Source organism: Paractinoplanes toevensis (assembly GCF_018332695.1).
GTDB classification, from domain to species: Bacteria; Actinomycetota; Actinomycetes; order Mycobacteriales; family Micromonosporaceae; genus Actinoplanes; species Actinoplanes toevensis.
In genome coordinates, this window is sequence record NZ_BOQN01000087.1 from 138,729 (window position 1) to 163,157 (window position 24,429).

Genomic DNA, 24,429 nt, shown 5'->3' on the forward strand with positions numbered 1-24,429 from the left:
TACATGCAGCGTGAGCAACTCGCCGACTTCCTGCGCCGCCGCCGCAAGGCGATCCGCCCGGCCGAGGTCGGCATCGCCGACGGCCCCGGCCGCCGCACCGCCGGCCTGCGCCGGGAAGAGGTGGCCATGCTGGCCGGCATGTCCGTCGACTACGTCGTACGCCTCGAGCAGGGCCGCAGCAGCCAGCCCTCCGGCCAGCTGCTCGCCGCCCTCGCGCGGGCCCTGCGGCTGTCCGACGACGAGCGCAGCCACCTGTTCCACCTGGCCGGGCACCAGCCACCGCCGGCCGACGGGGTGGCCCGGCTGGCCCGCGCCGGCCTGGTGCGCATGCTGGACCTGCTCGGCGACACCCCGGCCATGGTCATCTCCGACCTGGGCGAGGTGCTGGCCCAGAACCGGGCCTCGGTGCTGCTGGCCGGCGACCAGAGCGCGTTCACCGGCGACCGGCGCTACCTGTCGTTCCGCTGGTTCACCGAACCGGTGGCCCACGAGGTCCACACCCCGCAGGAACGGGAACACCACGCCCGCCAGATGGTGGCCGATCTGCGCGCGGTCGCCGGTCGCCGCCCCGGCGACCGGGAGGTCAACGGCCTCATCGAGCGCCTGCTGGCGGCCAGCGCCGACTTCCGGCGGCTCTGGGCCGAGCACGAGGTGGCGGTGCGGCGAGCCGACCGCAAGACCCTCGTGCACCCGCGGGTGGGCCCGATCCTGATGGACTGCGAAACCCTGGTGACCCCCGACCTCGGCCAGCAGCTGCTGGTCCTCACCCCGGCCGACGACGACGCCCGGGAGAAACTCGCTCTCCTGCGCGTCCTGGGCACCGAGGAGTTCCCCACCGGGAACCTCACCGGCCGGTTCTGAGGCGGGATGCCGTTGATTCCTTTCTGGTTTTGCGGCCTGGCGGGGTGACGGCGCGCACCTCGCGTAGAGCATCCTAGGATGAATGCTTCGGTGGGGGCCGAAGCGTCGCTGCGACATGATCGGGGCATGGACGACGCAATGGGCCTGGCCGCCTGGGCGGGGCTGCTGGCCGACCGCACCCGGGCCTCGTTCTGCCTCGCGCTTCTCGACGGACGCGCCTGGACCGTCGGTGAGCTGGCCCGGCACGCCGGGGTGGCGGTCTCCACCGCCAGCGAACACGCCGACCGGCTGGTCGCCGGCGGGCTGCTGGCGCAGCGCCGGCAGGGCCGGCATCGCTATCTGCAACTGGCCGGCCCGTCGGTGGCCGCGCTGATCGAGTCGGTGGCGGCCGCCCAGACGAGTACGGGTACGGGTACGCCGGTGACCACCCTCGCGGCCGCGCATCGGCGCCGCAACGTGGCGTTCGCCCGCACCTGCTACGACCATCTGGCCGGCTACCTCGGTGTGGCGCTCGCCGACGCGATGGGCGGGAACGGCTTTGTCACCCGTACCCACGGAATTGCCCTGACCTCGCGCGGCGTCGCCTGGCTCGGGTCGATCGGGGTGTTTCTGGAGAAACCCGGCCGCCGGCCGGTGTTGCGGGAGTGCCTCGACTGGACCGAGCGGCGGTCGCACCTGGCCGGGACGGCGGGCGCGGCGATCTGCCGGCACGCGTTCGACGCCGGGTGGGTCGTGCGGATCGGCAGCGGCCGGGCCGTCAAGGTCACGCCGATGGGTGTGCGGGCCTTCGAGGATCAGCTCGGGCTGGTCATCGGCTCTGCGGAGCGGGACGCACCCGGCGCAGCTCCCGCAACGCCTGCCGGCGCACGTCACCGGTGAGCGTGTCGATGTAGAGCGTCCCGGCCAGGTGGTCGGTCTCGTGCTGCAGGGCGCGTGCGAGGAAGCCGGTGCCCTCGATGACCAGCGGTTCGCCGTGCTGGTCGAAGCCGCGGGCGACGACCGACATGGCCCGTTTAGTGGGGAAGCCGAGGTCGGGCAGGGACAGGCAGGCCTCGTCGTCGTCCTGCTCACCGGCGAAGTTCGACAGGACCGGGTTGACCAGGTGTCCGACCTGGCCGGCCACGTTGTAGGAGAAGACGCGCAGGCTGACCCCGATCTGCGGGGCGGCCACGCCGGCCCGGCCGGGGACGCGCACCGTGTCCTCCAGGTCGGCGACCAGGTCGCGCAGCTCCTGATCGAACGCCGTGACCGGGTCGGCCTCGGTGCGCAGGACGGGATCGCCGAAGATGCGGATCGGCCGGACTGTCATGCCGTCAAGGCTAAACGGTCGTTACTCAGCCGGCGAACAGGGCCAGCTGGTCGGCGGCCAGCAGCTCGCGCAGTTTGGTCAGCGAGCGCCGGGTCTGGCTCTTCACGATGCTGACCGGCAGCTCCAGGACGTCGGCGACCTGCTCGACGCTGTAGTCCTCGAAATAGCGCAGGATGACGATCGCGCGGTCGCGGGCCGGGAGCTGGGCGAGCGCGTCGAGCATGGTCAGGCGCAGCTCGTGACTCTCCCGGTAGGCGGGCTCGTGCAGCACGCCCGGCGTCGACTCCGTCGACGACCGGCGACGGCGGTGGTCGAGCCAGACCCGCAGCAGGATCTTCTGGGCGTACGCCACGAGGTTGTCCGCCTGCACCGCCCGCCGCCAGCTCAGGAACAGTTTGGTCAGCGCGGTCTGGGTGAGGTCCTGGGCCAGGTGCCAGTCGTGGCACAGCATGAACGCGGTGTTGCGCAGGCGCTCGGCGTGGGCGTTCGCGAACTCCGCGAACTCGTCGTCGTCGGTCATCATCAGCCGAGCACCGGTACGGCCGGGAAGCGCTGGGTGCCCTCGGCGACCAGGTCCTCGGCCATGGTGACGCCCCAGCGGGGGTCGGCGGCGAGCCGGACCGCCTCGTCGGGAGTCAGCGCGGGCCGGCCGGGGCAGGCCGGCAGGTCGACCTCGACCAGGGTGCCGTCCGGCCACTGGGCGTCGACCGTGGTGCCCAGCCGGCAGTCGGCGGAGTGCTCGCTGATCGTCACGAACGCGGCGCCGGGCGGCTTGTCGCCGACCGGGGCGTTCCGGGCGACCGCGACCCGGATCATGGCCGGGCCCCGGCCGTCGTCGAGGGACAACTGCACATGGAGATCATCGTCCGCGGCGACGCCGTAGTGACTCGTCCGTCCGGGTGGCAAAAGCTGAAGCATTAACACCAGCATCGCCCCTGAGGTCGCTTTCGTCCGGTTTCCGTCGGCACGCTCCGTGCCACTGTGGACCGTCAACGTACGCGCCTTCAGAGCGGCCATGGGGGCGGTGGCCGGGGCGGCTGGCACGTTCTGGGGAGGTAGCGCGGCGGGGGCCTGGGGACGGACCGCGACCGGGCCGTCACGCAGGACGACGGCACCCACTCCGGCCAGCGCGATCATGGCGGCGAACGTGCCGAAAACACCGAGACGCCGCTTTCGCCGCAAGCGCCGCCCATCGCGGATCGCGGCACCGACCACGTCACCGAGGGGCGGTGGGCGCTCGGCATACAGGTCGGCCCGCAGCAGCGCCCGCAGATCCTCCGTCAAAAGAGACCCCCTCCATCAGTACTGACGGGGTGAACGTCGCCTCAGGTGACAGCGGCCCGGAAAAACTTGTCGCACCCCGGTGGCAGGGTGACGGCGTGTCGAAGACGCAGTACTACACCGCTACGACGATCGACGGTTACATCGCCGATCCGCACAATTCGCTCGACTGGCTGTTCGCGGTCGACGAGGGCCGCGAGGACGAGGCGGGCGCCAACCCGTTCGCCACGTTCTTCGCCGGCGTGGGCGCGTTCGTGATGGGCGCGACCACCTACGAGTGGATCCTCGACCACGAGTCCCTGCTGACCAGGCCGGAGAAATGGCAGGAGTACTACGGTGACGTCCCCTCCTGGGTCTTCACCCACCGCGACCTGCCGCCGATCCCGGGCGCCGACCTGCGGTTCGTCCAGGGTGACGTCCGCCCGGTCCACGCCGCGATGACGGCGGCGGCCGGCGAGAAGAACATCTGGGTGACCGGCGGCGGTGAGCTGGCCGGCGCGTTCGACGACGCCGGGCTGCTCGACGAGGTGATCCTGGGCGTCGCCCCGGCGACCCTGGGCGCGGGGGCACCGGTCCTCCCCCGCCGCATCATGCCGTCCCGCCTCACGCTGACCGGCGTCGAGAAGCGCGGCCAGTTCGCCTACCTGACCTACGCGGTGACGCCGCCGACATCGTGACGCACCGCCGCTTCCGCTGACCCGGCCGGGGCGGCCCTGGCGGCCCCGGAGAGCTCGCCCGGGCGCTGCTTCAGGAGCCGGCCAAGACGGCCCGGAAGGCCGCCCGCGCTGCTTCAAGAGTCGGCCAAGACGGCCCGGGCGCTGCCTCAGAGGCCGGCCAGGGCTGCCCGGATGGGGGCGGCCTTGGCCGCTGCCTCCTCCACCTCGGCGGTCGGGTCGCTGTCCCAGGTGATGCCGCCGCCGGCCCACGCGTGCAGGTGGGTGCCGTCGGCCGCGACCGTGCGGATGGTCAGGGCCAGGTCGAGGTGGTCGTGGCCGATCCAGCCGATGCCGCCCATGCTCACGCCGCGGCCCACCGGCTCGAGGGCGCTGATCTCGGTCAGGGCCGCAAGCTTCGGCGCGCCGGTCACCGAGCCGCCGGGGCAGACCGCGCGCAGCAGGTCGGCCAGGTCCAGGTCCGACTCGATCGGGGCGGAGATCACCGACTCGGCCTGCCACAGGTCGACCCAGCGGCGGACCGCGAACAGCTCGTCCACCGTCACCGGGCCCACGCCGGGCACGTGCGCGAGGTCGTTGCGCTCCAGGTCGACGATCATGATGTGCTCGGCGCGCTCCTTGGCGGAGGCGAGCAGTTCGGCGCGGCCGGGCCGCGTGGCCGGGCGGGTGCCCTTGATCGGCCGAGTGATCACCCGGCCGTCCCGCACCTCGATCAGGGTCTCCGGGGACGCCGTGGCGATCGCCCAGCCCTCGCCGGCGAGAACACCCCCGTAACGGGCGCCGGGCAGCGCCGCCACCCGGCCCAGGGCCGGCATCGGGTCACCCCGGTAGGGCGCGCTCGCATGGCCCACCACGTTGACCTGGTAGACGTCGCCCCGGCCGATCGCCGCCCGGACCGCGTCGACGGCGGCGGCGTGCTCTTTCGGGGTCCAGCTGGGCGTCCATTCACCCAGCCACCACGGCGGGCGTACAGATCCGGATTGCGCGGGGGTCTCACCATCGGGCCATGGAGCCTGCGAGCCACCGAGCCCGGAGCCGTGGAGGTAGACGACGGCGTAGACGTCCGGGATCCCCGGGACCGGCGACGGAGGGCCGGCCGGGCCACCGGCCATTACGGAACCGGCGGCGGCGGACACGTACAGTGCTGCGCCGCAGACCGTGCCAGCGCCGGTCGGATGAACCTGGGTAGCCGTTCGGCCAGTGTTTCGCACGCTCAGTCCGTTGCCGGCGAGGAAGTCGGCGACAAGCTTCGCAGGGTCACCACCGTCACAGCAGAACCATTCGAACCGTGTTGACGCACGGTGACGGCCCTGGCAGGACGCCGGAGCACCCGGCGGCGGCACGGAAGGAGGTGTCGGGAAGTGGTCGGTAGGCACTATTTCGTGGACCATTCGAACCGAGGATTCTTTCAATGGAACGCCGTCACCCGCTCAATCCATCGTCGTTCGGATTGAGGTAACGTCCGTCACCGTCGTTGTGAATCGTCACACACAGCCCCCTGACCGGAGACCCCCGATGTGCCAGCACCAAACCCCCTGTCCCAGCGCCGAAGCCAACGATCGGGAAGCGGCCCGCATCCTCGCCGCCTTCCCCGAGCAGGGCTGGAGCCTTCTCTGCAACGGCGTCATCGTCTTCGAGGACACCGGTGAGATCCTGCCCGACGGCACGATGATCGCACCGCACCGCCCGGACGTGCACGCTCTCGCGGCCTGACCGGCCGAGCCGGCCGGGAAGACCGTCGCCGACGGCATCGTCGCCGCCCGGCCCGAGCGATCCGCAGCTACGGAGAGTAGCCGCGTGACACCCTAGCTCACCGCCGAGCCCTTACTTACCGTGACTCCCCGACCCCGCGAGCAACGACGACACGCGCCGGACGCCGCTATTTTGCGGCCAAAAACGCCCACAACGGCCACAACGGCCAAGGCGCGTCAGATCTGGTACGTCGCTACCGTCGCCTGCAGCTCAGCGGCGGTGCGGGCCAGGTCCGCGGCGGTCTGCTGAGTCTCGGTGGCGCCGTCGGTGACCTGCCGAGCCGCCTCCGCGACCCCGGCGATCGTCTCGGCGATGCTGGACGCTCCCTCGGCCGCGTGACCCACACTGCGGGAGATCTCCGCGGTGGTGGCGGTCTGCTCCTCGACCGCGGTGGCGATCGTGGTCGTGTAGTCGCTGATCGTCGTGATCACGGTGCCGATCTTCTGGATCGCCTCGACCGCGTTGCCGCTCTCCGCCTGAATCGCGGACACCTGGGCGGTGATCTCCTGGGTGGCGCGGGCGGTCTCCTGCGCCAGATCCTTCACCTCGCTGGCCACCACCGCGAAGCCCTTGCCCGCCTCACCGGCCCGGGCGGCCTCGATGGTGGCGTTCAGGGCCAGCAGGTTGGTCTGCTCGGCGATCGACGTGATCATGGCGACGACCGTGCCGATCTGGGCCGAGGCGTCGCCGAGCCGGGCCACGCCGGCGTTGGTGTCGTGCACGGTGCGGGCGGCCTCGCCGGCCACCCCGGCCGCCTCGTTCGCGTTGTTGGCGATCTCGCGGATCGACACGCCCATCTCGTCGGCGCCGGCCGACACCGTCCGCACGTTGTGCGAAACCCGGTCGGCGGCCTCGGACACCGTGCCGACCTGCGCCGACGTCTCCTCGGCCGACGCGGACAGCTCCAGCGACACCGAGGACAGCTGCTCGGAGGCGGACGCCAGCACGGTGGAGCTGTCCTGGATGCGGCCGACCATCCCGGCCACCGCCTCGGCGGTGTCGTTCAGCGCGGCCGACATCCGGCCCACCTCGTCCCGGCTCTCCACCGCCACCCGGGCGGTCAGATCGCCGCGGCCGATCCGCTCGAGGGCGTCGACGCAGCGGGACAGGGGGGTGACGATCAGCCGCGCGGCGACGACGGCGAGACCGACCGCGAGGATCGTGCTGCCGGTCACCAGGACCAGCACCCAGCGCTTGGTCGCCTGGTACCGGTCCTCGGCGGTGGCCATCTGTGCGGCGCCGGCCTCGACGGTCAGCCCGGCGAGCGTGGTCAGGTTGGAGCGGACCGCCTTCATGACGGTCGCCAGGTCACCACCGCGGATCTTGGAGACGGCGGCCGCGTTACCCGCGACGGGCAGCACCCGGCCGGTGACCAGAGTGTCGTACGCCGTCCAGGCGGTCTGGAAACCGTCGAGCGAGGTCTGCGCGTCGGGGCCGATCGAGTAGGACTCGTACTCCTTCGCGTACGCGATGGCCTGGGTGTCGGCGTCGTCCATGGCGGTCTTCGCGGTCGACCGATCAGCGTCGGACGCGGCGAGCAGGTAGTCGTCGAGGCCGAGCCAGCTGCGATTGACCGCGGCCCGCAGGTTGCCGATGCTGTTCAGCTCCCGGTTGTGCCCGTAGACGGCCTTCACCTGATCGTTGGTGGCGGCCAGGCTGGACAGGGCGTACCCGCCGTCGACCATGCCGAAGGCCGCGACCACCCCGACCGCGAACATGATCTTCGTGCCGACCCGCCGGTCGGTCAGCAGGCGTAGGTTCGCCACCGTCACTACCCCGATCGTTCCGTCGAGTTGTCCGACACCGACACAATGCTGCCGGTTCGACCGAGGTTCGCGGGGGTGTTTCGCTGAGCAGGCCCGTGCCGCCGGCCGGGAAGCCGGCGGCGCCGGGCCGGAAATCAGTCCTCGAAGGCTTCCGGGGCGGGGCAGGAACAGACCAGGTTCCGGTCGCCGTAGGCACCGTCGATCCGGCGGACCGGCGGCCAGTACTTGGCGGTCCGGTCGACGCCCTTGGGGAAACCGGCGATCGAGCGCGGGTACGCGTGGTCCCACTCGTCCGCGGTGACCGCCGCGGCGGTGTGCGGGGCGTTGGCGAGCGGGTTGTCCCCGGCCGGCCAGACCCCGGCGGCGACCTGGTCGATCTCCTCCTTGATCGCGATCATCGCGGCGCAGAACCGGTCGAGCTCGGCCAGGTCCTCGCTCTCGGTGGGCTCGACCATGAGCGTGCCGGCCACCGGGAACGACATGGTGGGCGCGTGGAAGCCGTAGTCGATCAGCCGCTTCGCGACGTCGTCCACGGTCACGCCGGTGGCCTTGGTGATCGGCCGCAGGTCGAGGATGCACTCGTGCGCCACGAGACCGTTGGTGCCCGCGTACAGCACCGGGTAGTGGTCGCGCAGCCTCGACGCCACGTAGTTGGCGGTGAGCACCGCGGCGCCGGTGGCGGCCGCGAGGCCGTCCGGGCCCATCATCCGCACGTAGGCCCAGGAGATCGGCAGGATGCCGGCCGAGCCGTGCGCGGCGGCCGAGACGGCGTGATGGTCGCCGGGCTCGAGCGGGTTGCCGGGCAGGAAGTCGGCGAGGTGGGCGCGGACCGCGACCGGTCCGACGCCGGGGCCACCGCCGCCGTGCGGGATGCAGAACGTCTTGTGCAGGTTCAGGTGCGACACGTCGGCGCCGAACTTGCCGGGCTTGGCGTAGCCGACCAGGGCGTTGAGGTTGGCCCCGTCGACGTACACCTGCCCACCGGCCTCGTGGACCTGCACGCAGAGCGCGGCGATCGAGGTCTCGTAGACGCCGTGCGTGGACGGGTAGGTCACCATGATCGCGGCGAGGTTCTCGGCGTGGCGGGAGATCTTGGCGGAAAGGTCGTCCATGTCGACGTTGCCCAGCGAGTCGCACGCCACCACGACGACCCGCATACCGGCCATGACGGCGCTGGCGGCGTTGGTGCCGTGCGCGCTCGACGGGATCAGGCACACGTCGCGGTGCAGGTCACCGCGGGAGCGGTGATAACCCCGGATGGCCAGCAGACCGGCCAGCTCACCCTGGGATCCGGCATTGGGCTGTACGGACACCGCGTCGTACCCGGTGATCTCGGCCAGCCACGCCTCCAACTGGGCGACGAGGTGCTCGTAGCCCAGGGTCTGCGAGGCCGGGGCGTACGGGTGGATGTTCGCGAACTCCGGCCAGGTCACCGATTCCATCTCGGTGGTGGCGTTGAGCTTCATCGTGCAGGAGCCGAGCGGGATCATGCCGCGGTCCAGCGCGTAGTCCTTGTCGGCGAGTTTGCGCAGGTAGCGCAGCATGCTGGTCTCGGAGTGGTGGGTGTGGAACACCGGGTGGGTGAGGAAGTCGGTGGTCCGGCCGAGCGGCTTGGCGCCGCACTCCGCGGCGACCGAGACGGGTACGCCGAACGCCGCCAGCACGGTGCCGACGTGCGCCGCCGTGGTCGTCTCGTCGGTCGAGACCGAGACCCGGTCGTCGTCGACCAGGCGCAGGTCGACGCCGTTCTTCGCCGCTTCGGCGGCGATCGCGGCGGCCCGCCCGGGCACGACCGCGGTGACGGTGTCGAAGAAGGCGTCGCTGGTCAGCGCGATGCCGGCGGCAGTGAGGCTGCCCGCGATGGTCAGGGCGTGGTCGTGGGTGCGCTTGGCGATCCGGCGCAGCCCGTCCGGCCCGTGGTAGACCGCGTACATGCTGGCCATCACCGCCAGCAGGACCTGCGCGGTGCAGATGTTGCTGGTCGCCTTCTCCCGGCGGATGTGCTGCTCACGAGTCTGCAGGGCGAGCCGGTAGGCGGGGGCGCCGTCGGCGTCCTTGGACACGCCGACCAGCCGGCCGGGCAGCGAACGCTCGAGGCCGGCGCGCACGGCGAGGTAGCCGGCGTGCGGGCCGCCGAAGCCGAGCGGCACCCCGAAGCGCTGGGTGGTGCCGGCCGCGATGTCCGCGCCGATCTCGCCGGGGGCCCGCAGCAGGGTCAGCGCGAGCAGGTCGGCGGCCACCGTGACCAGGGCGCCCGCCTCGTGGGCGGCGGCGACCAGCGCCGCGTGGTCGCGGACCGCGCCGGACGCGCCCGGATATTGAAGGTGCAGGCCGAAGTACTCGTCCGGCAGCGGCTCACCGGCGTCCAGGTCGACGATCGCGAGGGTGATGCCCAGCGGTTCGGCCCGGGTGCGTAGCACGGCGAGAGTCTGCGGGAACGTGTCGCTGTCCACGGCGTACACCGCGGACTTGGATTTTGATGCCCGGCGGGCGAGGGTCATCGCCTCGGCAACCGCCGTCCCCTCGTCGAGCATCGACGCGTTCGCCGTGGTCAGCCCGGTCAGGTCGGTCACCATGGTCTGGAAGTTGAGCAGCGCCTCGAGCCGCCCCTGGCTGATCTCCGGCTGGTACGGCGTGTACGCCGTGTACCAGGACGGGTTCTCCAGGACGTTGCGCTTGATCACCGCCGGGGTGTGCGTGCCGTAGTAGCCGAGCCCGATCATCGGGGTGGCGACGGTGTTACGCGACGCGATCTCGCGCAGCTCGGCGATCGTCTCCTCCTCGGAGGCGGCGGCCGGCAGGTCGAGAGCATCGGTCCAGCGGATCACCTCGGGGATCGCCGCGTCCATCAGGGCGTCGAGCGAGGGGAACCCGATGGACTTGAGCATGTGGGTCTGCTCGTCCGGATCGGGCCCTATGTGCCGGGATGCGAACGTCATGGCGGCTCCTTGGGGCGAGGTCGACGAGGCGGCCTCCCCCTCTGTCATACCCAGATGGGCACTTCAGAGTCGCGTAGCCCACACGGTCCGTTTGCCTGAGAGGTTCCGGGGAGGATTTGCCCCTTCGGCGCCGTCCCGGAGACGAACTCTCCCGCATGGCTGGCAACCAACCTACCAGTGGATCTGTTACAGCCGGGTATCCCTACGCTGGGGTTGTGACGTACAACCCCGCGCAGGACCGCTACGACTCCATGACCTACCGGCGTGCCGGGCGCAGCGGCCTGAAACTGCCCGCGATCTCGCTCGGCCTCTGGCACAACTTCGGCGACACCCGCCCCCTCGACCGGCAGCGCGACATCGTGCGCCGCGCCTTCGACCTGGGCGTCACCCACTTCGACCTGGCCAACAACTACGGGCCGCCGCCCGGCAGCGCCGAGTCCAACTTCGGGCGCCTGCTCACGACCGACCTCCGCCCCTACCGGGACGAGATCGTGGTGTCGACCAAGGCCGGCTATCACATGTGGAACGGCCCGTACGGCGAGTGGGGTTCGAAGAAGTACCTGGTCAGCAGCCTGGACCAGTCGCTGAAGCGGCTCGGGCTCGACTACGTGGACATCTTCTACCACCACCGGCCCGACCCGGACACCCCGCTCGAGGAGACCATGGCGGCGCTGGACGCGGTGGTCCGCGCCGGCAAGGCCCTGTACGTCGGCATCAGCAACTACACCGCCGCGCAGACCGCCGCGGCCGCGAAGATCCTGCGTGAGCTGGGCACGCCGCTGCTGATCCACCAGCCGTCGTACTCGATCCTCAACCGCTGGATCGAGCGGGACAACCTGCTCGACACCCTCGCCGACGCCGGGGCCGGCTGCATCGCGTTCAGCCCGCTGCAGCAGGGTCTGCTCACCGACCGCTACCTGGGTGGCATCCCCGAGGACTCGCGGGTGCGCACCAGCGTCTTCCTCAACGAGAGCAACCTCGACGCGAAGACGATGGGCCGCATCCACGCGCTCAACGACATCGCGAAGCGCCGCGGCCAGTCGCTCGCCCAGATGGCCCTGGCCTGGGCCCTGCGCGACGACCGGATGACCAGCCTGATCATCGGCGCCAGCAGCGTCGAGCAGTTGGAGAACAACATCGCCGCCCTGGGCAACCTGCCCCTGTCGGCCGAGGAGCTGGACGAGATCGACGGCACGGTCCTCGACCTGTAATTCGCTCCCCCACACCCAAGCCGGGCGGTACGGTCCCCGGCGTGATCGAACTGGTCGAGCGGCACACGATCCTCGGGGTCGTGGTCGGATCCCGGGCGTACGGCCTCGAGGGCCCCGGGTCCGACCACGACCGCCGTGGCGTGTTCGCGGCGCCGACCCGCAGCTTCTGGGGCGTCGAGAAGCCGCCCACCCACCTGGACGGGCCGCGGGCGGAAGAGTTCTCCTGGGAGATCGAGCGCTTCTGTGTGCTCGCCCTGCAGGGCAACCCGACCGTCCTGGAAGTGCTGTGGTCACCGATCGTCGAACGGATCACCGCCGACGGCGAGGCCTTGCGGTCGGTGCGCCCGGCGTTCCTGTCCCGCCGCGTCGGGACCAGCTTCGGGGCGTACGCGCGGGACCAGCTCAACCGGGTCAACGCCCGCCGCGAACGCACCGGCGAGACCAACCACAAGCAGGCCATGCACATGCTGCGGCTGCTGCTGGCCGGCGCGCACGTGCTGCGCACCGGCGAGGTCCTGGTCGACGTGCGCCCGTGGCGGGAGCGGCTCCTGGCCGTCAAGCGCGGCGAGACGCCCTGGGCGGAGGTCACGGCCTGGGCCGGGGAACTGCAGGACGACCTGGCCGCCGCGGCGGCGACCACGCACCTACCGGAAACCCCACGGACCGAAGAGATAGATCAACTGCTCTACGCCGTACGGGAAAGGGGTTTGGAATGACCGTCGACGTGCCGGAGTGGACCGCCGAGATCGCCCACGCCCTCCCCTATCCGTTGATCTTCGCAACCGTGAGCGGCGCCCACCTGTACGGCTTCGCCTCGGTCGACTCCGACCTCGACGTGCGGGCCGCCCACCTGCTGCCCGCCACCGAGGTGCTCGGCCTGCGGGCCGGCCCGGAGACGCTGGAGTCCGGCGGCTTCCGCGACGGCGTCGAACTCGACGTGGTCAGCCACGACCTGGCGAAATTCGCCCGCCTGCTGAACAGCCGCAACGGGTACGTCCTGGAACAGCTGCTGTCGCCGCTGGTCGTGGTGACGTCACCGGTGCACGCGGAGTTGCGGGGGATCACGCCGGGGCTGATCACGAGCGGGCACGCGCACCACTACCTCGGTTTCGCGGCCGGGCAGGAAGCGCTGTTCCAGCGGACCGGGGAGCTCAAGCCCGCCCTCTACACCCTGCGGGTGCTGCTGACCGGCACGCACCTGATGCGGACCGGGCAGCTGGAGACCGACCTGGCCGTGCTCGGGGACGGGCTGCCGTACGTACCCGATCTGATCGCCGCCAAGCGGTCGGCGGAGCACGGACCCCTGCCCGCCGGGGTCGCCGGCCTGCTCGCTCGCGAGGTGCCGCGGCTGCGCGCGGCACTGGAGGAGGCCCGGGACTCGTCGCCGCTGCCGCCGTCGCCGGCGCCGGACGCGGTCGGGGCCCTGCACGACCTGGTCGTGCGCACCCGGCTGTCGACGGTGTCGGCATGACGCTGCGCACGGCCGTCCCCGGCGACCTGGCCGCGGTCCTCGAGCTCGCCGTCGACTTCTACGCCGAGGACGGCTTCGCCACGCCCCGGGCCCGCCTCGAGGAGCACCTGCGGCACCTGCTCGTCAGCGACGCCGCCCACGTCGCGGTGATCACGGTGGACGGGCCAGCCGTCGCGTTCGCGATCAGCACGTCCAGCTACGGGCTGGAGAACGGGCGGATCGCCGAGCTGGAGGACCTCTACGTGGCGCCCGCGTTCCGGCGGCGCGGGCTCGCCGCCGAGCTGATCGAGGACAGTGCCCGCTGGGCCGCCGGGATCGGGGCGGCCAAGCTGGAGATCGTGGTGGCGCCGAACGGGATGGACGTGTCCCACCTGTTCCGCTACTACCGCGCCCGGGGCTTCACCGACGAGGGCCGCCGCCTGCTGGGCCGCCCGCTGCGGTAGGCACTCACCACATCGGAAGGAGGCCGCCGTCGATGACGAAGTCGCTGCCGTTGACGTTGCCGGCCGCGTCGCCGGCCAGGAACAGCACCACCGCGGCCACCTCGTCCGGCGTGGAGAACCGGCCGCTCGGGATCTGGCTCTTGGCCTGCGCCACCACGTCCTCCGGCCGCAGACCGCCACCCGCCGACACGGTCGCGGCCACGCCACCGCCGCCCAGCCACAGGTCGGTCTCGACCGGGCCGGGACTGACCGTGTTGGCCCGCACGCCCTTCGGGCCGAACTCCTTGGACAGCGACTTCGAGAACGACACCAGCGCCGCCTTGCCCGCGCTGTAATCGACGACCAGCGGGTCGGACAGCGACGCGTTGACCGACGCCACCGTGACGATCGACCCGTGACCACGCTCCAGCATCGACGGCAGCGCCGCCCGGGTCATCCGCACCGCCGCGAGCAGGTTGAGATCGAGCGTCCGCTGCCACTCGGCATCGCTGACCGACAGGAACCCGCCGAGCCGGGCCGGCGCCGTCCCCACGTTGTTGACCAGCACGTCCACCACCCCACCGGCCGCCTCGACCAGCGCCGCCGGCGCCGCCGGGTCGCCCAGGTCGGCCCCGACCCAGCGCACCCCGCCCGCCTTGACCAGCGTCTCCAGCTCCGGCGTGCTGCTCCGGGCCGCCGCGATCACCGTGGCGCCCGCTCCCGCGAGGGCCCGCACCACCGCCAGCCCGATCCCCTTGCTGGCCCCGGTCACGATCGCCGTCTTTCCCTGCATGGCCCCACCAATCCGTCGTCGTTGCCCGTGACGCTATCGACCGGGCCGTCACCGTCGCTTACGTCATCCGACTTCCCTTTCTAAGCGAGTAGGCTTAGGGTAAGCAACATGGCTGATAATCAGGTGACGTTCGGGACCTACTACGTGCGGGCCGGGGCGGAGGCCGACTTCGAGACCGTGATCCGGGAAAGCTGGGCCACCCTGCACCGCCTCGGCTTCATCGCCGACGGCCCACCCGCGCTCTACCGCTCGGTGTCCGGCCCGGTGCGCTATGTGGAGCTGACCCGCTGGGTGCCCGGCGTGATGGGGCCGGCCCACGAGCACCCCGACGTCATCCCGATCTGGACGAGGCTCGCCGCCCTGGTCGAGCCGCACACCCCCGCGCCGTCCGCCCGCGGCCTCGAGTTCGACGAGTTCGAGCCCGTTGGCTGAGCAGATCCCCGGCCTGGCCGACCTCGAACGGCTCGACGCCGTCTTCGCCGCCCTGTCACACCGCACCCGCCGGGCGATCCTGGTGACCCTGCTGGCCCACGGCGGATCCCAGGTCTCCGGCAAGATCGCGGTGCGGATGGACCACAGCTGGCAGACCACCAGCCGGCACCTGCGGGTGCTGGAGGAGGCCGGCCTGATCAGCGTCGGCCTGCAGGGCCGCGAACGCGTCTACACCCTCAACGCCGACTTCATGACCGGCCTCCTCGCCGACTGGACCGCCCGCTTCACGCCGTGACCACGTCGGCCACGACGCAGGCGATGTTGTCGGGGGCGCCGGCCTCGAATGCCAGGTCGAGCAGGGCCTGGGCGGCCGCGTCCGGGTCGGTGTTGCCGGTCAGGGTGGTGTGCAGGGCCGTGCGGCCGACCACCGCGGACAGGCCGTCGGAGCACAGCAGGTAGCGGTCGCCCGGCAGCGCCGTGCGCAGGGCCAGGTCGGCCTCGACCGGCTGGGGGCCGCCGCCCAGCGCCCGCACCAGCAGCGCCCGCTGCGGGTGCGCGGCCGCCTCGGTGGCCGCCAGCCGGCCGTGGTCGACCTGCTGTTGCACCCACGTGTGGTCGTGGGTCAGCTGGGACAGTTCGCCGGCGCGCAGCAGGTAGGCCCGGGTGTCGCCGATGTGGACGAGCGCCAGCTGGGCGCCCTGCCGGACGATGGCGGTCAGCGTGGTGATCGCCTTGCCGCGCCACGCCCGGTCGATCTCGTCGATGGTCGCGGCGAGCGTGGCCAGTGAGGCGGAGCCGGACAGAGCCCCCACCGCCGCGGCGCTGGCCGCCGCACCGGCCGGGCCTCCGCCGCCGTCGGCCACCGCCAGCACGTCGGCGGACGCGAACGTGGCGTCCTGGTTGGTGTCGCGGACCGCGCCGGTCTCGCAGCGGGTCGCGTAACGCATGGTGATCTCGGACATGGTGGTGTCTCCCCTGGACAGATCGGACAGGAGGAGGGCGACCTGACGGGCCCGCGTCTCGGTGCGGGCCGTCTCGGCCTGCCAGTACGCCGCGACCGCCGCCGCCACCTCGGCCGGCGGCAACGACGCCACCGCCTTGATCTCGGTCAGCGGCATGCCGACCCGGCGCAGCCCGGCGATCAGCCGGGCCCGGGCGACCTGGGCCGGCGCGTAGAACCGGTAGCCGCTGTCGGGATCGACCGCGGCCGGTGCCAGCAGGCCGGTCTCGTCGTAGAGACGCAGCGCCCGCGCGGTCAGCCGGGCCGCACGGGCGAACGCCCCGATCGTCAGCAGCTCCACCGTCGTGCCCTCCTCGTGCCGGTCGGGTGACCGGCACCGACCACGTTGGGCCTTTCCGCAGGGTGAAGGTCAAGCGTCAATTGTCGGCGAGCGCGTCCCGCAGCGACGCCCGCGACGAGACGCCCAGCTTGGGGAAGACCCGGTACAGGTGGGCGCCGACGGTGCGCGGGGACAGGAACAGTTTCGCGCCGATCTCCCGGTTGCTCAGGCCGCCCGCGGCCAGCCGGGCGATCTGGTGTTCCTGGGCGGTCAGCGCGGCCGCACCACCCGCCACGACGCCGGAGCCGGCCGCCCGCAGCTCGGCCCGGGCCCGGGACGCCCACGGCCCGGTGCCGAGCCGCTCGAACGCCGCGGCCGCCTCGGCGAGGACCGTGCGCGCCGCGACCCGGTCGCGTTGGCGCCGCAACCACATGCCCTGGGCGAGCAGCACCCGGGCCCGCTCGAACGGGAACCGCACGGCGTCCGGATGCGACAGCGCGGCATCGAAATCGGTGCCGGACGCCATCGCCAGGACGGCCGCGGTGAGGAACGCCAGCCGGCCCGAGATCGCCGGCAGGTCCTGCGCGGCGGCCGCCTCCGCATGGGCGAGTGCCTGCGGCACCCGCCCGGTGTGCACGGCCGCTTCGACCAGGTCCAGCAGGGTGCGCACCGACAACTGGGAGTACGGCGTGAAGGTGCCCGGCGAGGTCAGCCCGCTCGCGTACGCGTACGCCTCCTCGTAGTCCCCGGCCGTCAGAGCCGCCGCCGCGCCGATCGCCTCGGCCAGATCGGTGAGATAGCCGACGCCGCGCGGCCGCGCCCAGCGGTCGAGCCGGTCGGCGGCCCGCCGGGCCGCCTCGAGGTCCCCGCGCCAGGCCGAGATCAGCCCGCTGAACCCGTAGAACTGATGCTCGAACAGCGCGTAGCCGTGCTCGATGGTCATCTCGAGACCGCGCCGCCCGGTGGCGACGGCGTCGTCCCACTCCCCCGACGACATCTGGTCGAGCATGACCAGTTGCAGCAGGGTCATCGCGTTGCTGACCGCCCCGCCGTGCTCCTCCCGGTCGGCGACCCGCCGCACCAGGGCGCGGTGCTCGCCGAGGCAGTCGGTGTAGTAGGCGGCCACCCCGAGCCGCATGACGTCCCACGGCTGCCCCTCGCCGACCTGACCGAACGCCTCCCGGACCCGCTCGGCCGCACCCTGCCCGGTCCGCGCGATGTCGCCGAACACGTCCCGATACAGCCGGCTGAGATCGCCGGCCCCCTCGAAAACGCCCTCGGTGACGTGCCAGCGTTCCGCGTCGCCGGCGAACAGGCTGATCGCGAGCAGCAGGCCGAGCAGCCGCTCCCGGGTCCCCGCGTCGGCGTCGCCGGCCAGGGCCACGGCCACCCGCCGGTGCGCCATCCGCACGTCCCCGTCGCGGTACAGCGCGGTGTAGGCCGCGGTCAGCACCGCGCCCGGCGACTGTGCCCCGGCGGCCGTGTGCAACTCCCCGGCCTGGTCGAGCAGGGCCGCCTGGGCCGCCACGAACGCCGCCTCCTCGATCCGCCGGGTCCGTTCCGACGCGCTCGGGCTCAGCTCGGCGGCCCGGGTCAGCATCGCCACCGCGGACGCGGCACCACCCCGCTCGCTGGCCGAGTTCGCCGCGTGCTCGAGGGCCTCGGCGACCTCCTCGTCGGGGTCGACGGTGGCCGCGGCCAGGTGCGTCGCGTACCGCTCGGCGTCCAGCTCGTACAGCCGGGACAGGTCGCGGTGGGCGGCCCGCCGCTCGTTGGGGGTGACCGTGCCGAGCAGCGCCGACCGCACCAGCGGATGCCGGAACCGCAGGTCGCCGGTGATCAGGCCGCTCGTGACCGCGTCGGCGACACCGTCCAGCCGGTAGCGGGAACCGCTGTCCAGCGCCGCCCGCAGCAGCGCGGACCGCGAGGACGGGCTCAGCGCGTCGATCCGGGCCCCGAACAGCCGCCGCGCGAACGGCATCGCGCCGCCGCCGCGGTTGGCCGCCCGGGGCAGTTCGACCAGGGCGAGCGGATTGCCGTCGGCCTCGCGCAGCACCTCCGCGCGGGCGGCTTCGCCGAGGCCGGGGGCGACGGTCTCGAGGAGCCGCTTCGCCGCCGGGGCGGCGAGCGGCGGCACCGGCAGCGAGGGCAGGCCGGCGGCGTCCCAGCCGGAGGCGAATTCGGAGCGTACGGCGGCCAGCAGGCGCACCGGGTGCCCGCCGAGACGCCGGGCGATGAACGTGCCGAGCTCCACCGAGTGCGGATCGAGCCAGTGCGCGTCGTCCACGACGAGCAGCAGCGGCCGGGTGCCGGCGGCCAGCGCGAGCAGGTCGAGGACGGCGACGCCGAGGGCGAGCACCGACGGGGGTTCCGCGCTCCCCCGGCCGAAGATCGTGTCGAACGTCGTGCGGGTCGCCGGGTCGAGGCTGCTCGCGTGCGGCAGCAGCGGATAGAGGATCTGGTGCAGGCCGGCGTAGGCGAGCCCGGACTCGGCCTCGGTGCCGACGGCCCGCAGCACCCGCCGGCCGTTGCCGGTCGCGGCCGCGTCGAGCAGCACGCTCTTGCCGACCCCGGCGTCACCGCGCACCACCAGGGCGCCGCCGCCGTCGGCCGCCAGGAAAGTGGTCAGCTCGGCGAGCTCGGTGTCGCGACCCAAGATCACGGAGGTACGGTACACAACCCGTACAGCATCCTAGGATTCTAGGTTTTATGGTTTGGACGGGTTGTCGGTTTACGCTGATCGCATGCCCGCCACGACGCGAGAGGCCCCGGCCGTCCACCTGTCCCGGCCGCACCGGCCGGTTCTGGTCGCGGGCACCCTCGGCGAGCTGACCGGCCCCACCAGCGGCCTGGTCGAGCTGCCGCTGCGGCTCTGGTGGAACCCGATGCGCGCGTTCGACCTCGCCGAGCCCACGATGCTCGCCTGGATGTACGAGAACGTGCTGCGCGAGGCGATCCGGGTCGACGAACTCCGGACGTACCTCAACGGTCCTCTCCTGGTGCGGCTCTGGCCGCAGCTCAATCTCCCCCGCGCCGTGCGGGCCGCCTGGGAAGCGCGGCATCCGCGCCTGCGCCACGCGTGAGTTTCGAGGACTTCTACCGCGACGTCGCCCGGGTGGCTCTGGCGGTCGCCGACAAGCACGGCTTCGTGCTCGGCGGCGGCGTCGCGTGGCTGGTCAACGGCCTGGTCGCCCGGCCGACCGAGGACGTCGACCTGTTCACCGACACGGCCGGCGGGGTCACCGCGGCGGCCGGCGAGGTGACCTCCGCGCTGCGCGAGAACGGCTACCGGGTGCTGCGGGAGGAGGGCGACGAACTGTTCGCCGGGATGGACGAGGACATCCAGGAGTTCGTGGTCAGCCGGGACGGGCGCGCGCTGCGGCTCACGCTGTGCCGCCTGGACCGGCACCGGGCTCCGGTGGTGATGGACCTCGGGCCGGTCATGCACCTCGACGATCTGGTCGCCACCAAGGTCGCGGCTCTGGTCAACCGGCGCGAGGTGCGCGACTACATCGATGTGGCCGCCGCCCTCGAGCGTTACCCGCTGAGCCGCATCCTGGAACTCGCGCACGCGGTCGACCCGGCGCTGGATCCGGAGGACATCGCCGACGCCGGCCGCTACTTGGACCGCCTCGACGACACCCGTTTCACCCTGTATGGGATGGACGCGCCGCAGATAGCCGAATTACGGGCGAGACTCGCTGCGTGGCCGCGTACCGCCCCTGGATAAGCTTTTGCAATCATGACTCTCACAGATCGCCTTCCGGGCAACGCCGAACCCGACGCGGTCTTCGACGCCTTCCAGAAATGGGCCACCGAGCAGGGCCTCGCCCTCTACACCCATCAGGAAGAGGCGCTGATCGAGCTGGCCACCGGGGCCAACGTCATCCTGAACACCCCGACCGGCTCCGGAAAGAGCCTGGTCGCCACCGGCGCGCACTTCATCGCCCTGGCCGGCGGCCGCACCACCTTCTACACCGCGCCGATCAAGGCCCTGGTCAGCGAGAAGTTCTTCGCCCTCTGCGCGACCTTCGGCGCGCACAACGTCGGCATGCTGACCGGCGACGCCAGCGTCAACGCGGACGCGCCGATCATCTGCTGCACCGCCGAGGTGCTCGCCAACCTCGCCCTGCGCGAGGGCGCCGCCGCCGACGTCGGCCAGGTCGTGATGGACGAGTTCCACTTCTACGCCGAACCCGACCGCGGCTGGGCCTGGCAGGTGCCGATCATCGAGCTGCCGCAGGCGCAGTTCCTGCTGATGTCGGCAACACTCGGCGACACCACCCGCTTCGTCGACGACCTCAGCCGCCGCACCGGCCGGCCCACCGCCGTGGTGGCCAGCGCGGAGCGGCCGGTCCCGCTGGTCTTCCAGTACGTGATGACGCCCCTGCACGAGACCATCGAGGAGCTCCTGCAGACCCACCAGGCGCCGGTCTACGTCGTGCACTTCACCCAGGCCGCCGCTCTGGAACGGGCGCAGTCGCTGATGAGCGTCAACATGGCCACCCGCGCCGAGAAGGACGCCATCGCCGTCGCGATCGGCGGTTTCCGGTTCTCCTCCGGTTTCGGCAAGACCCTGTCCCGGCTGGTTCGGCACGGCATCGGCGTGCACCACGCCGGCATGCTCCCGAAATATCGGCGCCTGGTGGAGACCCTGGCCCAGGCCGGGCTGCTCAAGGTGATCTGCGGGACGGACACGCTCGGCGTCGGCATCAACGTGCCGATCCGCACGGTGCTGTTCACCGGTCTGTCCAAGTACGACGGGGTGAAGACGCGGCTGCTCAAGGCGCGCGAGTTCCATCAGATCGCCGGGCGCGCCGGGCGGGCCGGGTTCGACACCCTCGGCACCGTCATCGTGCAGGCCCCCGAGCACGTCGTGGAAAACGAGCGGGCCCTGGCCAAAGCCGGCGACGATCCGAAGAAACGGCGCAAGGTGGTCCGCAAGAAACCGCCCGAGGGCACCGTCGGCTACGCCCAGCCCACCTTCGACCGCCTGGTGTCGGCCGAGCCCGAGCCGCTCACGTCATCCTTCCAGGTGTCGCACGCGATGCTGCTCAACGTGCTGGCCCGCGGCGGCGACCCGTTCGCGGCGATGCGGCACCTGCTCACCGACAACCACGAGGAGCCGGGCGCCCAGCGGCGGCACATCCGCCGGGCCATCGCCATCGCCCGGGCCCTGATGGCCGGCGGCGTCATCGAGCGCACCGCGGACGGCGTCTACCGCCTCACCGAGGACCTTCAGCTCGACTTCGCGCTCAACCAGGCCCTGTCCCCCTTCGCCCTGGCCTGCCTGGAACTGCTCGACCGGGAAGCCCCCGACTACCCGCTCGACGTCGTGTCGGTCATCGAGTCGACCCTCGAGGACCCGCGCCAGGTGCTCTACGCGCAGCGCACCAAGGCGCGCGGCGAGGCGGTCAACGCCATGAAGGCCGAGGGCATCGAGTACGAGCAGCGGATGGAACTCCTCGAGGACGTCACCCACCCCCGGCCGCTGCTGGAACTGCTGGAGAACGCGTACGAGACCTATCGTCGCGGGCACCCGTGGGTCGCCGACTACGAGCTCAAGCCCAAGAGCGTCGTGCGGGACATGTACGAGCGGGCGATGACCTTCACCGAGTACGTGTCGTTCTACGGCCTGTCCCGCTCCGAGGGGCTCGTCCTGCGCTACCTGGCCGACGCGTACCGGGCGCTGCGGCACACCGTGCCCGAGGACGCCCGCACCGAGGAGCTCGGCGACCTCATCGAATGGCTCGGCGAGCTGGTCCGGCAGGTCGACTCCAGCCTCCTCGACGAGTGGGAGCGGCTGCGCAACCCCGGGGCCGAGATCGAAGAGGTACGCCTCGACGACAAGCCGCCCGCGGTCACCCGCAACGTGCGGGCCTTCAAGGTGCTGGTGCGCAACGCCCTGTTCCGCCGGGTCGAGCTGGCCGCCCTGCGCCGCTGGTACGACCTGGGCGAACTCGACGGCGAGAACGGCTGGACCGCCGACCGCTGGTCGGCGGCCATGGCCGACTACTTCGAGGAGTACGACGAGGTCGGCACCGGCCCCTCGGCCCGCGGCCCCGCGCTGCTGCACATCGAGACCACCCCGACCGCGTGGACCGTGCGGCAGGTCTTCGAGGACCCGGACGGCGACCACGACTGGGGCATCGACGCCACCGTCGACCTGGCCGCCTCCGACGAGGCCGGCGCCGCCGCGGTCGTGGTCACCGCGGTCGGTCCGCACGACTGATGAACCCGCCGCTGTCGCGTCAGCGGCGGATCGCCGGATTCGCTCTGGCCGCCCTCGGGCTGCCGCTGCTCACCACGGTCACCGGGGAGATCTCGCTGTTCCTGGCGGCCGTGGTCGGGGTGGCCCTGGTCGGCGGGCTGTGGCCGGCGCTGCTGGCCGCGGTCGGCGGGTTCCTGCTGCTCAACTACTTCCACGTGGCGCCGCTGCACAGCCTGGCCATCGCCCGCGGCGACAGCCTGCTCGCGCTGGCCGCCTTCGTGGTGGTGGCGGTGGCCGTCTCCTGGGTGGTCGACCTCGCCGCCCGGCGCGCCGCCCAGGCCGGCACCCTGGCCGAGGTCGCCGGTGGGGTGCTGCGCGGCGGCCCCGACCCGCTCGCCGGGCTGCTGCGGCAACTGCGGGACACGTTCGGCCTCGACGCGGTGACCCTGCTCGAACGCGTACCCGGCGGATGGCACCCGGCCGCGTCGGTCGGCGCGCCGGCCGCCGCGAGCCCGGCCGACGGGGAAGCCTTCGGCGTCGACGACAGCCTCAGCCTCGTCCTGAGCGGCCGCCGGCTGGCGAGATCGGACCGGCGGATCGTCGCCGCGTTCGCCGCCCAGGCCGCCGTCGCCCTGCGGCAGCAGCGCCTCACCGTGGCCGCCGAGGGCGACAAGGTGCGCACCGCGCTGCTCGCCGCCGTCGGCCACGACCTGCGCACCCCGCTCGCCTCGGCCAAGGCCGCGGTGGCCGGCCTGCGCAGCACCGAGGTCTCGTTCGACGCCGAGGACCAGGCCGAGTTGCTCGCTACCGCCGACGAATCCCTCGACCGGCTGGCCGGACTCGTCGCGAACCTGCTCGACATGAGCCGCCTGCAGGCCGGCGCCCTCGGCGTGCGCCCCGCCGACATCGGCCTCGAGGACGTCGTACCCGCCGCCCTCGACGAACTCGGCCCGCCCGGCCGGGAGATCACCGTGCGGCTGCCCGACGACCTGCCGGCCGTGCGCGCCGACCCCGGCCTGCTCGACCGGGTCCTGGTCAACGTGGTCGGCAACGCGCTGCGGTTCTCACCGCCCGGCCGGCCACCGTCGGTGACCGGCGCCGCCCGCGGCGACACCGTGGACCTGCTGGTCATCGACCACGGGCCGGGCATCGCCCCGGACAAGTGGGACCTGGTCTTCCAGCCGTTCCAGCGGCTCGGCGACCGGGACAACCACACCGGTGTCGGCCTCGGACTGGCTCTGTCCCGCGGTCTCGCCGAGGCCATGGGCGGCGCTCTGAAGCCCGCCGCGACCCCCGGCGGGGGCCTTACCATGATCCTTACCTTGCCGGCCGCCGGGAGACCGCAGTGACCCGCATCCTCGTCGTCGACGACGACCCGCAGATCCTGCGGGCGCTGCGGATCAACCTGCGCGCCCGGGAGTACGACGTGGACGTCGCCGCCGACGGCACCGGCGCCCTGCACGCGGCCGCCGCCCACCCGCCCGACCTGGTCGTCCTGGACCTGGGCCTGCCCGACATGGACGGCGCCGACGTCATCCGCGGCCTGCGCGGCTGGACCACCGTGCCGATCATCGTGCTGTCCGGCCGGGCCGAGGGCACCGACAAGGTGGCCGCCCTCGACGCCGGCGCCGACGACTACGTGACCAAGCCCTTCGGGCTGGACGAACTGCTGGCCCGGATCCGGGCCGTCACCCGCCGCGCCCAGCCCGCGACCGCCGACGCGGTGATCGCTCTCGGCCGCTACACGATCGACCTCGGCGACCACACCATCACCCCCGAGCAGCGGCTCACCCCGACCGAGTGGCAGCTGCTCGAACAACTGCTGCGCAACCCCGGCAAGCTGATCACCCAGCGCCATCTGCTGAAGGAGGTGTGGGGCCCGCAGTACGGCACCGAGACCAACTATCTGCGGCAGTACATGGCCCGGCTGCGCCGCAAACTCGAGAACGACCCGACGCGCCCGCGCCACCTGCTCACCGAACCCGGCATGGGTTACCGCTACCAGCCGTAACCGTTCGCGTTACGAC

Annotated in this window: 24 protein-coding genes and 1 riboswitch; of the genes, 15 read left to right on the forward strand and 9 right to left on the reverse strand. The window is 72.3% G+C overall.

The window, feature by feature from the left end; genetic code table 11:
* Nucleotides 1–3: 3 nt before the first annotated feature.
* Both Ato02nite_RS33625 and Ato02nite_RS33630 read left to right on the forward strand, forming a co-directional pair.
* Nucleotides 4–861 (forward strand): helix-turn-helix transcriptional regulator, encoded by an 858-nt coding sequence (locus Ato02nite_RS33625; protein ID WP_213010699.1) that lies wholly within the window; start codon nucleotides 4–6, stop codon nucleotides 859–861.
* Nucleotides 862–987: 126 nt separating this feature from the next.
* Nucleotides 988–1,740 (forward strand): ArsR/SmtB family transcription factor, encoded by a 753-nt coding sequence (locus Ato02nite_RS33630; protein ID WP_213010700.1) that lies wholly within the window; start codon nucleotides 988–990, stop codon nucleotides 1,738–1,740.
* On the opposite strand, the gene Ato02nite_RS33635 is transcribed toward Ato02nite_RS33630, so the two are convergent.
* The 3 genes from Ato02nite_RS33635 to Ato02nite_RS33645 are packed head-to-tail and all read right to left on the reverse strand — an operon-like array spanning nucleotide 1,670 to nucleotide 3,454.
* Nucleotides 1,670–2,170 carry a peptide deformylase gene (locus Ato02nite_RS33635; protein ID WP_213010701.1) on the reverse strand — a complete coding sequence of 167 codons (501 nt, stop codon included), beginning with the start codon at nucleotides 2,168–2,170 and terminating at the stop codon, nucleotides 1,670–1,672. The genes Ato02nite_RS33630 and Ato02nite_RS33635 overlap by 71 nt on opposite strands.
* A 25-nt stretch (nucleotides 2,171–2,195) precedes the next feature.
* Nucleotides 2,196–2,693, reverse strand: coding sequence for a SigE family RNA polymerase sigma factor (locus tag Ato02nite_RS33640; RefSeq protein WP_213010702.1), 498 nt, complete (start codon nucleotides 2,691–2,693; stop codon nucleotides 2,196–2,198).
* The gene (locus Ato02nite_RS33645; RefSeq protein WP_213010703.1) at nucleotides 2,693–3,454 is read right to left on the reverse strand and encodes a hypothetical protein; all 762 of its coding nucleotides are present in this window, start codon (nucleotides 3,452–3,454) and stop codon (nucleotides 2,693–2,695) included. The genes Ato02nite_RS33640 and Ato02nite_RS33645 overlap by 1 nt, the downstream gene beginning before the upstream one ends.
* 95 nt (nucleotides 3,455–3,549) lie before the next feature.
* On the opposite strand from Ato02nite_RS33645, the gene Ato02nite_RS33650 reads away from it, so the two are divergent.
* Complete coding sequence (locus Ato02nite_RS33650; protein WP_213010704.1) at nucleotides 3,550–4,128, forward strand: dihydrofolate reductase family protein; 579 nt, start codon at nucleotides 3,550–3,552, stop codon at nucleotides 4,126–4,128.
* A gap of 146 nt (nucleotides 4,129–4,274) precedes the next feature.
* On the opposite strand, the gene Ato02nite_RS33655 is transcribed toward Ato02nite_RS33650, so the two are convergent.
* Nucleotides 4,275–5,516 carry a chorismate-binding protein gene (locus Ato02nite_RS33655; RefSeq protein ID WP_213010705.1) on the reverse strand — a complete coding sequence of 414 codons (1,242 nt, stop codon included), beginning with the start codon at nucleotides 5,514–5,516 and terminating at the stop codon, nucleotides 4,275–4,277.
* Between the two features lie 124 nt (nucleotides 5,517–5,640).
* Between Ato02nite_RS33655 and Ato02nite_RS33660 the strand changes: the two genes are divergently transcribed.
* Nucleotides 5,641–5,838, forward strand: a complete 198-nt coding sequence (locus Ato02nite_RS33660) for a DUF5999 family protein (RefSeq protein WP_213010706.1) — start codon at nucleotides 5,641–5,643, stop codon at nucleotides 5,836–5,838.
* 215 nt (nucleotides 5,839–6,053) lie between these two features.
* On the opposite strand, the gene Ato02nite_RS33665 is transcribed toward Ato02nite_RS33660, so the two are convergent.
* Both Ato02nite_RS33665 and gcvP read right to left on the reverse strand, forming a co-directional pair.
* Complete coding sequence (locus Ato02nite_RS33665) at nucleotides 6,054–7,649, reverse strand: methyl-accepting chemotaxis protein (RefSeq protein WP_246607757.1); 1,596 nt, start codon at nucleotides 7,647–7,649, stop codon at nucleotides 6,054–6,056.
* Nucleotides 7,650–7,777: 128 nt separating this feature from the next.
* Nucleotides 7,778–10,582 carry an aminomethyl-transferring glycine dehydrogenase gene (gcvP, locus tag Ato02nite_RS33670; RefSeq protein ID WP_213010707.1) on the reverse strand — a complete coding sequence of 935 codons (2,805 nt, stop codon included), beginning with the start codon at nucleotides 10,580–10,582 and terminating at the stop codon, nucleotides 7,778–7,780.
* 73 nt (nucleotides 10,583–10,655) lie between these two features.
* Nucleotides 10,656–10,746: riboswitch (glycine riboswitch) on the reverse strand.
* 51 nt (nucleotides 10,747–10,797) lie between these two features.
* On the opposite strand from gcvP, the gene mgrA reads away from it, so the two are divergent.
* From mgrA to Ato02nite_RS33690, 4 genes are read left to right on the forward strand one after another with little or no spacing between them, the layout of a single operon-like run.
* Nucleotides 10,798–11,793, forward strand: coding sequence for an L-glyceraldehyde 3-phosphate reductase (mgrA, locus tag Ato02nite_RS33675; protein WP_281419866.1), 996 nt, complete (start codon nucleotides 10,798–10,800; stop codon nucleotides 11,791–11,793).
* A gap of 41 nt (nucleotides 11,794–11,834) precedes the next feature.
* A complete protein-coding gene (locus Ato02nite_RS33680) occupies nucleotides 11,835–12,509 on the forward strand; it encodes a nucleotidyltransferase domain-containing protein (protein ID WP_213010709.1) in 675 nt (224 codons plus the stop codon).
* Entirely contained in the window at nucleotides 12,506–13,264 is a 759-nt protein-coding gene (locus Ato02nite_RS33685) for a nucleotidyltransferase domain-containing protein (RefSeq protein WP_213010710.1), read from the forward strand. The genes Ato02nite_RS33680 and Ato02nite_RS33685 overlap by 4 nt, the downstream gene beginning before the upstream one ends.
* Entirely contained in the window at nucleotides 13,261–13,707 is a 447-nt protein-coding gene (locus Ato02nite_RS33690; RefSeq protein WP_213010711.1) for a GNAT family N-acetyltransferase, read from the forward strand. Before Ato02nite_RS33685 ends, Ato02nite_RS33690 begins: the two co-directional genes overlap by 4 nt.
* Nucleotides 13,708–13,711: 4 nt before the next feature.
* Here Ato02nite_RS33690 and Ato02nite_RS33695 read toward each other — a convergent pair whose 3' ends face one another.
* Nucleotides 13,712–14,479 carry an SDR family NAD(P)-dependent oxidoreductase gene (locus Ato02nite_RS33695; protein WP_246607759.1) on the reverse strand — a complete coding sequence of 256 codons (768 nt, stop codon included), beginning with the start codon at nucleotides 14,477–14,479 and terminating at the stop codon, nucleotides 13,712–13,714.
* Nucleotides 14,480–14,587: 108 nt separating this feature from the next.
* Between Ato02nite_RS33695 and Ato02nite_RS33700 the strand changes: the two genes are divergently transcribed.
* Nucleotides 14,588–14,911 (forward strand): hypothetical protein, encoded by a 324-nt coding sequence (locus tag Ato02nite_RS33700; protein ID WP_213010712.1) that lies wholly within the window; start codon nucleotides 14,588–14,590, stop codon nucleotides 14,909–14,911.
* The gene (locus Ato02nite_RS33705) at nucleotides 14,904–15,206 is read left to right on the forward strand and encodes an ArsR/SmtB family transcription factor (RefSeq protein ID WP_213010713.1); all 303 of its coding nucleotides are present in this window, start codon (nucleotides 14,904–14,906) and stop codon (nucleotides 15,204–15,206) included. The genes Ato02nite_RS33700 and Ato02nite_RS33705 overlap by 8 nt, the downstream gene beginning before the upstream one ends.
* On the opposite strand, the gene Ato02nite_RS33710 is transcribed toward Ato02nite_RS33705, so the two are convergent.
* On the reverse strand, nucleotides 15,196–16,212 hold the full coding sequence (locus tag Ato02nite_RS33710; RefSeq protein WP_213010714.1) for a MerR family transcriptional regulator: 1,017 nt from the start codon (nucleotides 16,210–16,212) through the stop codon (nucleotides 15,196–15,198). The genes Ato02nite_RS33705 and Ato02nite_RS33710 overlap by 11 nt on opposite strands.
* A gap of 76 nt (nucleotides 16,213–16,288) precedes the next feature.
* Nucleotides 16,289–18,853 carry a helix-turn-helix transcriptional regulator gene (locus Ato02nite_RS33715; RefSeq protein ID WP_213010715.1) on the reverse strand — a complete coding sequence of 855 codons (2,565 nt, stop codon included), beginning with the start codon at nucleotides 18,851–18,853 and terminating at the stop codon, nucleotides 16,289–16,291.
* Nucleotides 18,854–18,935: 82 nt separating this feature from the next.
* Here Ato02nite_RS33715 and Ato02nite_RS33720 point away from each other — a divergent pair, with 82 nt between their 5' ends.
* From Ato02nite_RS33720 to Ato02nite_RS33740, 5 genes are read left to right on the forward strand one after another with little or no spacing between them, the layout of a single operon-like run.
* Nucleotides 18,936–19,274, forward strand: coding sequence for a hypothetical protein (locus Ato02nite_RS33720; protein ID WP_213010716.1), 339 nt, complete (start codon nucleotides 18,936–18,938; stop codon nucleotides 19,272–19,274).
* A complete protein-coding gene (locus tag Ato02nite_RS33725; protein WP_213010717.1) occupies nucleotides 19,271–19,921 on the forward strand; it encodes a nucleotidyl transferase AbiEii/AbiGii toxin family protein in 651 nt (216 codons plus the stop codon). The genes Ato02nite_RS33720 and Ato02nite_RS33725 overlap by 4 nt, the downstream gene beginning before the upstream one ends.
* 12 nt (nucleotides 19,922–19,933) lie before the next feature.
* Nucleotides 19,934–22,423, forward strand: a complete 2,490-nt coding sequence (locus tag Ato02nite_RS33730; protein WP_213010718.1) for a DEAD/DEAH box helicase — start codon at nucleotides 19,934–19,936, stop codon at nucleotides 22,421–22,423.
* On the forward strand, nucleotides 22,423–23,751 hold the full coding sequence (locus Ato02nite_RS33735) for a sensor histidine kinase (protein WP_213010719.1): 1,329 nt from the start codon (nucleotides 22,423–22,425) through the stop codon (nucleotides 23,749–23,751). The genes Ato02nite_RS33730 and Ato02nite_RS33735 overlap by 1 nt, the downstream gene beginning before the upstream one ends.
* On the forward strand, nucleotides 23,748–24,413 hold the full coding sequence (locus tag Ato02nite_RS33740) for a response regulator (protein ID WP_213010720.1): 666 nt from the start codon (nucleotides 23,748–23,750) through the stop codon (nucleotides 24,411–24,413). Before Ato02nite_RS33735 ends, Ato02nite_RS33740 begins: the two co-directional genes overlap by 4 nt.
* The last annotated feature ends 16 nt before the right edge of the window (nucleotides 24,414–24,429 follow it).